Here is a 10,684-nt window from a genome sequence, read left to right as displayed (position 1 = left end):
GCGCTGGGCGGGGTGTTCTTCAACTTTGTGTTCTGGGGCTTCGGCTTTTTGCGCATGGGCACCACGGGGCTGGTGTCGCAGGCGCATGGCGCGGGGGATGCACAGGCGTTGCGGGCGAGCGTGGTGCGTGCGTTGCTGCTGGCGTTGGCCATCGGGGCGGCGTTGCTGATGCTGCAAGGGCCGGCCATCCGCATCACGCTGGCGCTGCTGGGGGCAAGTGACACCGTCACCCGCATGGCCGAGGTGTATTGCCATGCGCGCATCTGGTCGGCGCCGTTTGCGCTGGCCAACTATGTGGTGCTCGGCACCTTGCTCGGGCGCCAGCAAGTGCGGCGCGCGTTGCTGCTGCAGGTGTTCATCAACGCGGTCAACATGGTGGCGGTGCTGGGCCTAGTGCTGGGGGCGGGCATGGGCGTCGGTGGCATTGGTGCGGCGACAGCGCTGGCGGACATTGCCGGGTTTGCGCTGGGCATGCTGCTGCTGTGGCTGCAGCGGCCGCTGGGTTTGCCGCCGCTCACGCGTGCTGAACTGCTCGCGCGCGATGCCTGGCGCCGGCTGATGGGTTTGAACACCGACATCTTCCTGCGCACGCTGTGTCTGTTGGCCGCTTTCGGCTGGTTTGCCCACGCGGGCGCCAAGCAGGGCGATGTGGTGCTGGCCGCCAACGCGCTGCTGCTCAACTTCCTGACCTTCATGGCCTACGGGCTGGACGGCTTTGCACATGCAGCCGAAGCACTGGTGGGTGCTGCACTGGGCGGGCGTGATCGCCACGCACTGCGTATGGCGATTCGCGTGTCGACACTCTGGTCAGTGCTGGGGGCGGGGTTGTTTGCGGCCGTCTATGCGCTGACGGGCTCAGCCATCATCGGCGTGCTGACCGATCAGCCGGCCGTGCGCGAAGCTGCGCGCCACTATCTGGTGTGGGCGGCGCTGCTGCCCATCGTGTCGGTGTGGGGCTTTCAGTTTGACGGCGTGTTCATCGGCGCCACGCGCACGCGTGAACTGCTGGTGACGATGGCCGTGGCGGCGGCGGCGTTCTGGGGGCTGTCGGTCACGCTGCAGCCGCTGTGGGGCAACCACGGGCTATGGGTGTCAATGCTGGGCTTTATGGCGCTGCGCGGGTTGATGCTGGGTGCGTTGCTGCCGCGCGTGTGGCGGGCGCCGCAGGTGCCGGCGGCCTAGGCAACCTGGCGCGCTACAGTGACTGCGCGCACTCCACCACCAGTAACGCTGTCGCCACGGTCTTCCCCGCATTGGAAATCGCGTGCTGCACGTCCGCCGGGTAGCGCGCGGATTCTCCGTGCCGTACCTTTTTCTCGCTTGAACCGGACTGCACCGTCAGCGTGCCGCTGAGCACCGATAGGTGCTCCTTCGTCCCCACCTCATGCGGTTCTGACGCCAGCACACCGCCCGGCTGGATCGCCAGTTCATACCACTCGAAGCGCGCCGCCAAGTCCACCGGCCCAAGAATCTTCAATTCGCACTTGCCATCCGGGCTTTTGATGACTGGGATGGAGTGAGCCGGAATGACGGTCACGGCTGGCGCCGCATCCGCAGCACCTTCGGGTGAGAGGAAATCCGCCAGCCCCACGCCCAGTGCGGTGGCCAGGCGCCACAGCACGGCCACGGTCGGGTTGGCGAGGTTGCGCTCGACCTGCGAGAGCATCGATTTGGACACGCCGGCACGGCGCGAGAGTTCGTCCAGCGACAGCTTGCGTGCCTGACGCAGCACTTGCAGCTTGGCGCCAACGGCCGGCGGGCCTTCGGCGAGCCCTTCATCAAACGGACGGGTGGCAGGGGCTTGTGCCATCGGATGGTATCTTGTAAATTGAACAAATTATTCGATATATCGAACTTGTTCGATTTATCGATCAACGCAGTCTACAGGAGGAGCACCATGGGGACAACGGCAGGCAATGCTTCGACGGGGGCTTCGATCGATGCCTTCTACGCCAATATCCGCCACGAGCTGGAAGCCATTGAAGCGGCCGGTCTGTACAAGACCGAGCGCATCATCACCTCGCCGCAGGGCAGCGTGATCCACACGGCGGATGGCAAGGAGGTCATCAACCTCTGCGCCAACAACTACCTGGGTTTGTCGTCGCACCCCGAGGTGCTGAAGGCCGCGCACGAGGCACTGGATTCGCACGGCTTTGGCCTCAGCTCCGTGCGCTTCATCTGCGGCACGCAGGATCTGCACAAGACGCTGGAAGCGCGGCTGGCGAAGTTTCTCGGCACGGAAGACACCATCCTCTACGGCTCGGCATTCGATGCCAACGGCGGCTTGTTCGAAACGCTGCTTGGGCCGGAGGATGCCGTGATCAGCGACGAGCTGAACCACGCGTCCATCATCGACGGCATCCGCCTGTGCAAGGCCCGTCGCTATCGCTACAAGCACAACGATCTGGATGACCTGCGCGAACAACTGAAAGCCGCGGATGCAGCCGGCGCGCGCTTCAAGCTGGTCTTTACCGATGGCGTGTTCTCGATGGACGGCACCATTGCGCGGCTCGATGAGATTCGCGCCATCTGCGATGCGTTTGGTGCGCTGCTGGGCATTGATGAATGCCATGCCACGGGTTTCCTGGGCAAGCGCGGGCGCGGCTCGCACGAGCATCGCGGCGTGTTCGGCAAGGTCGACATCATTACCGGCACGCTGGGCAAGGGCCTGGGCGGTGCATCGGGTGGTTTCACCAGCGCGCGCAAGGAAGTGGTGGCGCTGCTGCGCCAGCGCTCGCGGCCGTATCTGTTCTCGAACACCGTGGCACCGGCCATTGTCGGGGCCAGCATCAAGGTGCTCGACTTGCTGGAAGCCGACACCGCGCTGCGCGACAAGCTGGAAGACAGCGCGCTGTATTTCCGCCGCAAAATCGTCGAGCTGGGTTTTGACATCAAACCGGGCGACCACCCCATCGTGCCGATCATGGTGTACGACGCGCCCAAGGCACAGGCGTTGTCCAAGCGCTTGCTGGAGCTGGGCGTGTATGTGATCGGCTTCTTCTACCCGGTGGTGCCCAAGGGGCAGGCGCGCATTCGCGTGCAGATCAGCGCGGTGCATGAGCGCGCACAGCTGGATGCGGCACTCAAGGCGTTCGAGACCGCCGGCAAGGAACTGGGGATCATCTGATGAGCAACACCAGTACTGTGCCGCGCATTCTCATCATCGGCGCCAATGGGCAATTGGGTACGGAGCTGGCGGCGGCGCTGGCCGAGCGTTACGGCACCGGCAACGTGGTGACCAGCGATATGGTGCCCAAGGGCCGCCATCCGCAGATCCGCCACGAAATGCTCGACGTGACCGATCGCGGCCAGTTGCGCGAGATCATCGAGCGCCACGGCATCACACAGATCTATCACCTGGCGGCGGCGCTTTCGGCTGCCGCCGAGCAATCGCCCACGTGGGGCTGGCAGCTCAACATGAACGGCCTGCTGAACGTACTGGAGGCCGCGCGCCAGCACAACATCGAGCGCATCTTTTGGCCGAGTTCGATTGCGGCATTCGGGCCCACCACGCCGCCCGACAACACGCCGCAGAGCACGATCATGGAGCCCAAGACCGTCTACGGCATCTCCAAGCTTGCCGGGGAGGGCTGGTGCCGTTGGTATTTCGAGCACCACGGTATCGACGTGCGCAGCCTGCGCTACCCGGGGCTGATCTCGTACAAGACCGCGCCGGGCGGCGGTACGACCGATTACGCCATCGACATCTTCCACTCCGCCGTGAAGGGCGAGCGCTACACGTGCTTTCTGGAGCGCGACGAGGCGCTGCCCATGATGTACATGCCCGATGCCGTGCGCGCCACCATCGAGCTGATGGAGGCACCGGCCGAGCACATTACCGAGCGCGGCAGCTACAACCTGGCGGGTGTGAGCTTTACGCCGGCAGAACTGGCGGCGGAAATTCGCCGGCATCACCCCTCGTTTGACGTGGCGTACGCGCCGGATTTTCGTCAGGCGATTGCCGCAAGCTGGCCCAATTCGATTGACGATTCTGTGGCCCGGCGCGACTGGGGCTGGAAACCCGAGTTTGGCGTGGCGGAGATGACGGCCGACATGCTGAAGAATCTCGCGCACCTGGCGCATTGAGCACATGCCTGGCAGTCGGCGGAAATAGGGCCGATGTGCAAGGCTGCTCCCGGTATCGGTCGGACAAGTTGTGTCCAACAATGCAGCATGCCCGCCACTTCCTGCCCCCGCCGCATGCCCTGTCCGACGCCGCGCCATCATGACGACCCGCCGCGCGAGCAGCGCACATGGTGGGTGCCGGTGGCGCGCATGTCCGTGGCGGCGGCAGTGGTGGGTGCGATTCCACACACGTCGATTTCATTGCCGTTTGCAGATGGCGCCTGGATGCTGCACGCGGCTGCAGGCCTCATCTTCATGGTGGGCGCCATCGATAGCCTCTTCCTCTTTGCCATGCGCCGCAAACCCTAAGCGGTTACGCATCGGTCATCTCCGCGCTGCCGGCAACGCATGCCCCATGACCCTGTGGCAAGCGGCGCGCACCTCTCACGCTTGGTAAGTTTTAAAACAGGTTGTAAAAACGTTCAGGTGCCGGCCAACGGCACGCGCGTGCATTTGCCACGTGTCCTGCAGTCGTAACCAGTTGGTTACAGAAACAGTGTGCGTACGCGGCGGTGCAGCAAACCATGCTGTGGGCTCACGAGCCTTTGCCACAGCGGGTCTCGATCGTTCTCCAACCGGTCGGTCCTGTGCCAAGAGTGTAAGCAGATGTTGCGTTGCACTGCTCTGGCCCGATGCTTGCTCAATGTCGTGCGGTCACTCTGCGTGAGCAGGCGCTTGGCGCTTGACGCACACAACGCTCTTCCCATAAGCGAATCCGGATCAGTAGCAACGGCATTCGCACTTCGCTTCTCCACTGCAGGCTCTCTTGCATTTGCTGGTGGCAGGGCGCTTCTCGGACGATCCCGGGGTTTCAACGGTCGATGACGCGCGCGTGCATACCTGCCGCGGCAGGCTCGGTACGCGCTCGACCGGAATCGCTTCATCAGAAAACGAGGAAACCATGAAAGCAGTCCTGCTGGAGAACCATCCGTTGCTGCGAGCCGGACTTGCGCAATTGCTCGCGCATCCCCCCCTGGGCCTGGAAGTCGTTGCTCCCGCCCTGCCTGTTGGCGAGCCGCGTGTCGTGCATGCCGTTGATATGAATGCCGACCTGCTTGTCGTTGGCCTGGATGAAGCTGAAGCACCTGTCGACGCCGCTCAACTGCGCGAGGCCATCGCCCGCAGTGAGGCCAGCCGCGTCGTGCTGCTCGCCGCGTGCCTGTCGGCTGAAGAAGCACACGTTGCCATGACATGTGGGGTCGATGCCTATGTTGCCAAATCACAGCCGCCCGAAGTGCTGCTGGCCACGTTGCAGTTGGTGCTGGCGGGTGGGCAGTCGTATCCGGCACTGATGCCGCGCCCGGCTGCCACGGCCGTGACCATGCTTGCGCTCGACGCGTCGGAAGCCGCGCAGCGGTTGAACGTATCGCTGCGCCAGTACGAAGTGCTGGTGCTCCTGTCGCGCGGGCACTCGGTCAAGGGGGTTGGCCGGCTGCTCGGCATTTCGGAAGCCACGGTCAAAACGCACGCATGCACGCTGTATCGCCGCCTGAACGTGCGCAACAAGAGCGAGGCCGTGTACGCCGCGATGCGCCTGGGCATTCCGCTGGAACTGCAAGGTGGTGCCGTAGCGCTGGGTGAAGCCACTGCCGCCGTGCAGGACGCCGCCGCCGTGTTTGTCCAGACTGCCGCCAGCCCGTCGCGCGCGTCTGCGTCCACCTCGATCTCTGCCACGGATGCCGTGATGACGTCGCCCCGCGTTGCGGCGGCCGACCACGGTGCGGAATCGCGGTGGGCTGCCATGACACGCGCCTTTGGTGGCGTGACGCCCGCCAACCCACCACGCACGCCCATGCGTACCGCCAACGGCACAGCCCGCCTGGGTTGAGGCGCTCTGGTCTGCCGGGTCCGATCCCCACATCACGCGGCCGACGCATGCACGCACGTGCGCGGCGCTTAACGGACACCAAAACAACATGAACACCTTCGAGCCAACGCTCTCCGGCCAGCCGTGCGCCAGTACGGCCCCGGCCTGGCACCCGCGCCGGTGTGCGATTGCCGCAGCCACGGTCGTGCTGGTCGGCAGTGCGCCGATGGTTGCGCAGGCTGCAGCCACAACAAGCGAGGCATCGAGCATCGCGACGCGCAATCTGATCAATGCGGAACTCGCTGAGTTGAATGGCAGCACCACGGCAGCTACGGCGCCGACCGGATCGAGCGGCCTGCCGGCTTCGCCCGCCAACGCAAGGCTGGTGGCGCAGGCGCAGCAGCCTGCTCCGGCTGATGCCACCTCCGCGATGCCGGCGGTGCCTGCGCAGGCACCGTCGTTTGCGCCACCGCCGTCGCCCACGGTCATCCTGCCGCCGGGTACACCGTCGCCCGACGCTGCACCGCCCACGCCGGCCATGCCTGCAGGCCCCAGCGCCCAGGGCCCGGGTGCGCTGGAGCCGCTGCAGGTGTCTCCTGAAGCGGCCAACGCTGCGGCCACCCACGCCACCGCCAACCAGCCTGAGAATGCTCCCGCAGGCCCGATGCCGACCGACCGCGAGGCATTCCGCAACGAAGTCCAGCGCGAGTCGCGCGAAGGTGCGGCCACGCTGGCGCAGGAACACTTGCGTGAGCACCCGGACTGGTTCACGGAAGCCGAGTCCTGGCATGTCGATCATGCGGCCGCCGCGCAGCGCATCCGGTGGGGCCGGCAGCAGTTGAAGTCCATCCAGGGGCCTGAGCGCTTCGTCATCATCGACCAGGCGGTGGCCGAGATCGAGGCGCTGATCAAGAAGGTGCCCGATACGAAGGAGAACGCCGAGTTCCGCCAGGAGATCGTCGCTGACGAAGTGGTTGCGCTGGCTTCGCGCGGGCGCATGAAGGATGCCGTCAAGCGCTACGAAGCGATGTCGCCGGCTGGCAAGGTGCCCGCCTACACGCGCGTGGCCGCGGGCGATGCCTACGCCTATCTCGATACGCCGGACAAGGCTGCTGCTGCCTACGCGCAGGCGTTGAGAGACGCCGGCCCGGGTGAGATCGAGACCGGTGACGTGCAGGAAGGCCTGTTCTACGCGCTGCTGGATACGGGGCGCTTTGAAGAGGCTCGTGCACTGCTCGACAAGATGAAGGCCGACAACCCCGAGTACGTGCGCCTGGCACCGGAAGCCGGCACGCCCAACCCGGACTACTCGCGCGTCAAGCGCCTGGAAGCGCAATACCTGGTGCTGACTGGCCGCACGCACCAGGGCATTGCCGAGATGGACAAGTGGCGGCACGAGGCGCCGTTCTCCGCTTCGCTGGTGAGTGCACGTGCCGATGGTGCGATGGTGCAGGCCGAGCCCTACCGCTCGCGCGAGATGTACAAGACTGCGCTGGCGGAGCACCCGGACGATCTGAGCGTGGTCTCGGGTTATGGGCGCGCATCGCTTGCGGTGGATGACCTCAAGACCGCCAAGGATGTCGCCAACGGGCTGGGCGAGCGCTTTCCGGAGAACGGCTCGATCAATGCGCTGAACAAGGACCTGGATGTCTACCAGAGCCCGCAACTCATCATCCAGTCCACGGCCGACAAGGGTAATTCCGTCTTTGCCAACAACGAGTACGGGGTCGATACCAAGATTTACAGTAGCCCGTTTGCCGACCACTACCGCCTGTTCTTCGACAGCTTTGTGGGCAAGGCGCAGTTTGATGGTGCATCGCAAAGCCGCGTGCGCAATGGCGCGGGCGTGCAGTGGTTCGACACCGGCGTCGAGGTGAACGGCGAGGTGCACCAATCGGTGGGTGCGGCCGGCAAGACGGGCGGCACTCTCGACGCCACCTGGATGCCGAGCGACCACTGGAAGGTATCGGGCCTGGTCACCACCGATGACCTGGAGGTGCCGTACAAGGCGTACCAGGTGGGCGTGACCGGCAAGACCGTGAGCGGCAATGTGCGCTACACCTGGGATGAAACGCGCTACGCATCGTTGACGTACGGCGTGTCGCGCTATTCCGACGACAACCTGCGCCAGCGCTGGGCTGCCAACCTCTATCAGCAGGTGTTCACCTCGCCGCGCCATACCGTGGGCGTGCTGTTTGGTGCCGACACGAGCAGCAGCACGATGACAAACCTGAACTACTTCAGCCCATCGCGCGACTACAGCGGCACGGCTACCGCCATCTGGTCATGGACGCCATGGCGTTATGCCGACAAGTCCTTTACGCAGCGTGTGTACCTGACCGGCGGCATGTACAACGAGCAGTCGTTCGGCACCAGCCCCATGTATGAAGCGCGGCTGGAGCACGTCTGGCAGATCAACCGCAAGACGCAGATCTCGTACGGCATCGGTTACGGGCGCCATCGCTATGACGGCCAGCCCGAGAACCGCAAGTTCCTGTACCTGAACCTCAACATTCCTCTTTGATGCCCATGCAAGCTCTCCGACAAACGTCATTGCGACGATTCTTCGGCTGGATGGTCTTGGTTGCGGCGATGACGCTGGTCGCTGCCGCCCGTCCGGCCGCCGCCCTGCAGGTGGACTTCCTGCCCAAGCCCGACCCGGACGACGGCAAGACGTTCCGCGTGCTGTGCTTCCACGACATTCGCGACAACCTGCGCGCCAGCTTCGAGACGCTGCCCGATGCGTTTGCCATCGACACCAAGGCGCTCACCAACATGTTCAGCTGGCTGCAGGCCAACGGCTATCACCCGGTGACGCTGGCGCAGATTGACGAGGCACGCAAGGGCGGCAAGCCGTTGCCCAAGCGGCCGGTGCTGCTGACCTTTGATGATGGCTACGAAAGCCACTACGCGAAGGTCTTCCCGCTGCTCAAGCAGTTCCGCTTTCCAGCCGTGTTCGGGCTGGTGACGGAGTGGACCAACGCGCCCCCGGGCGCCAAGATCAAGCTGTCGGACAAGCAGATCGTCGACCGCGATTTCTTCATGAACTGGAACCAGATCCGAGAGATGCAGGCCTCGGGCCTGGCGGAATTCGCTACCCACACGCACGACATGCACCACGGCATTCTGGGCAACCCGCAGGGCAACGAATTGCCGGCCGCCAGTACGCACGAATATCTGCCGAAGATGGGCCGGTATGAGACTGACGACGAGTATCGCAAGCGCGTGCGCGATGATCTGCAGCGCAGCATCGACATCATCCAGAAAAACGTCGGCGCCAAGGTGCAGACCGTGGTGTGGCCGTACGGCGCGCACAACGTGATCCTTGACCAGGAGGCAGCCAACGCGGGCCTGAAGTACATGCTCACGCTGGAGCCCGGCCCCAACACGCCGGACGTGCCGCTCACCGCTATCCGCCGCAGCCTGATGGGCTACGACACCGAGACCGGCAGCCTGGAGCGATCGCTGCGTGAGCCGGCGACCCACCACGGCGAGATCAACCCCGTGCAGCGCGTCGTGCAGGTCGACATGGACTACATCTACGACCCCGACCCGAAGCAGCAGGAAGCCAACCTCGGCAAGCTGATCGACCGCATCAAGGACCTGGCGCCGCGGGTGGTCTATCTGCAGGCCTATGCAGATCCAAAGGGCAACGGCGCCGTGGAGTCCGTGTACTTCCCGAACCGCCATATGCCGATGCGTGCCGACCTCTTCTCGCGCGTGTCGTGGCAATTGAAGACGCGTGCCAAGGTGGAGGTGTACGCCTGGCTGCCAATGCTGTCGTTCAAGCTGCCGGCCAATAACCCGGCCGCCACGCACCTCGTGCAGACCTTGCCCGGCGCACCGCAGAAGCCGGGAGCGGTCAAGCCCCCGCGCCTGTCGCCGTTTGATCCGGAAGCACGCAAGATGATCAGTGACATCTACGAGGACTTGGCCAAGAACGCCATCATCGACGGCATCCTCTTCCACGATGACGGTGTGCTCGACGACTACGAAGACGCCAGCCCGGCCGCACTCAAGGCCTACCAGGCCATGGGTCTGCCAGGGGACATCAACCAGATCCGCCAGTCGCCGGAACTGATGCAGAAGTGGACACGCGGCAAGACCGCTGCGCTCATTGCCTTCTCGCACGAGCTGATCTCCACGGTGCAGGGCTATCAGAACGGCCGCGACATGCTGACCGCGCGCAATATCTTCGCCGGCCCCGTGCTTGACCCGAAGGCCGAGGCCTGGACGGCACAGAACTATGACGACTTCCTGCGGGCCTACGACTACGTTGCGCTGGAAGCCATGCCCTACATGGAAGAGGCGCGCGACCCGAAGGACTGGATGAAGAGGCTGACGGCGGCTGTGGCTAAGCACAAGGATGGCTTGCGCAAGACCATCTTTGAGCTGCAAGCCGTGGACTGGCGCAACAAGGACAAGCCGATTCCGACTGCCGAGCTGCGTGACCAGATGAGCCGTTTGCGCGCCGCCGGCGCCCTCAACTACGGTTACTACCCGGACGACTTCATTGCCGGGCGGCCCGACACCGAGGTGCTGCGTGATGTGATGTCGCTCAAGAGCTATATCGAAACGCGCAGCGCGCCGCCCAGCGCCGAGAAGATCAATGGTGCGTTGCCGAAGACGCAGCCACCGCGTGCCCAGGCCACACCGGCAGCGCCGGCGCCCAAGAGCCCGGTCGCGACCGAAGCGGTGGCAGAAGGCACGGCATCGGTCAATCGCGCAGCCAACAACAAGGCCGGAGGCTGA

8 protein-coding genes are annotated in these 10,684 nt (G+C 64.6%); 7 read left to right on the top strand and 1 reads right to left on the bottom strand.

What is annotated here, in order from left to right; translation table 11 throughout:
- Nucleotides 1–1,182: MATE family efflux transporter (locus JHD73_RS07265; protein WP_199029249.1), on the top strand; the 1,182-nt coding region annotated here is incomplete at its 5' end.
- Between the two features lie 13 nt (nt 1,183–1,195).
- Here the strand turns inward: JHD73_RS07265 and JHD73_RS07260 are convergent.
- The gene (locus JHD73_RS07260) at nt 1,196–1,810 is read right to left on the bottom strand and encodes a helix-turn-helix domain-containing protein (protein WP_199029247.1); all 615 of its coding nucleotides are present in this window, start codon (nt 1,808–1,810) and stop codon (nt 1,196–1,198) included.
- Between the two features lie 87 nt (nt 1,811–1,897).
- On the opposite strand from JHD73_RS07260, the gene kbl reads away from it, so the two are divergent.
- From kbl to pgaB, 6 genes are all read left to right on the top strand, one after another.
- Nucleotides 1,898–3,127 (top strand): glycine C-acetyltransferase, encoded by a 1,230-nt coding sequence (gene kbl / locus JHD73_RS07255; RefSeq protein WP_199029245.1) that lies wholly within the window; start codon nt 1,898–1,900, stop codon nt 3,125–3,127.
- Entirely contained in the window at nt 3,127–4,086 is a 960-nt protein-coding gene (locus JHD73_RS07250; RefSeq protein WP_199029242.1) for an NAD-dependent epimerase/dehydratase family protein, read from the top strand. The genes kbl and JHD73_RS07250 overlap by 1 nt, the downstream gene beginning before the upstream one ends.
- Nucleotides 4,087–4,173: 87 nt before the next feature.
- Nucleotides 4,174–4,434, top strand: coding sequence for a hypothetical protein (locus tag JHD73_RS07245; RefSeq protein WP_199029251.1), 261 nt, complete (start codon nt 4,174–4,176; stop codon nt 4,432–4,434).
- 592 nt (nt 4,435–5,026) lie between these two features.
- Nucleotides 5,027–5,953 carry a response regulator transcription factor gene (locus JHD73_RS07240; RefSeq protein WP_199029240.1) on the top strand — a complete coding sequence of 309 codons (927 nt, stop codon included), beginning with the start codon at nt 5,027–5,029 and terminating at the stop codon, nt 5,951–5,953.
- 88 nt (nt 5,954–6,041) lie between these two features.
- Entirely contained in the window at nt 6,042–8,456 is a 2,415-nt protein-coding gene (gene pgaA, locus JHD73_RS07235; protein ID WP_199029238.1) for a poly-beta-1,6 N-acetyl-D-glucosamine export porin PgaA, read from the top strand.
- A gap of 5 nt (nt 8,457–8,461) precedes the next feature.
- Nucleotides 8,462–10,684, top strand: coding sequence for a poly-beta-1,6-N-acetyl-D-glucosamine N-deacetylase PgaB (gene pgaB / locus JHD73_RS07230; RefSeq protein WP_199029236.1), 2,223 nt, complete (start codon nt 8,462–8,464; stop codon nt 10,682–10,684).

The sequence above is a fragment of the Ralstonia sp. ASV6 genome (assembly GCF_016429285.1).
GTDB classification, from domain to species: Bacteria; Pseudomonadota; Gammaproteobacteria; order Burkholderiales; family Burkholderiaceae; genus Ralstonia; species Ralstonia flaminis.
This window is presented reverse-complemented; position numbering and strand designations above follow the sequence as displayed.

Coding starts and splice junctions, on each gene's coding strand:
- pgaB (WP_199029236.1), top strand. CDS start 8,462: ATGCAAGCTCTCCGACAAACGTCATTGCGACGATTCTTCGGCTGGATG.
- JHD73_RS07260 (WP_199029247.1), bottom strand. CDS start 1,810: ATGGCACAAGCCCCTGCCACCCGTCCGTTTGATGAAGGGCTCGCCGAA.
- JHD73_RS07240 (WP_199029240.1), top strand. CDS start 5,027: ATGAAAGCAGTCCTGCTGGAGAACCATCCGTTGCTGCGAGCCGGACTT.
- JHD73_RS07245 (WP_199029251.1), top strand. CDS start 4,174: ATGCCCGCCACTTCCTGCCCCCGCCGCATGCCCTGTCCGACGCCGCGC.
- pgaA (WP_199029238.1), top strand. CDS start 6,042: ATGAACACCTTCGAGCCAACGCTCTCCGGCCAGCCGTGCGCCAGTACG.
- JHD73_RS07250 (WP_199029242.1), top strand. CDS start 3,127: ATGAGCAACACCAGTACTGTGCCGCGCATTCTCATCATCGGCGCCAAT.
- kbl (WP_199029245.1), top strand. CDS start 1,898: ATGGGGACAACGGCAGGCAATGCTTCGACGGGGGCTTCGATCGATGCC.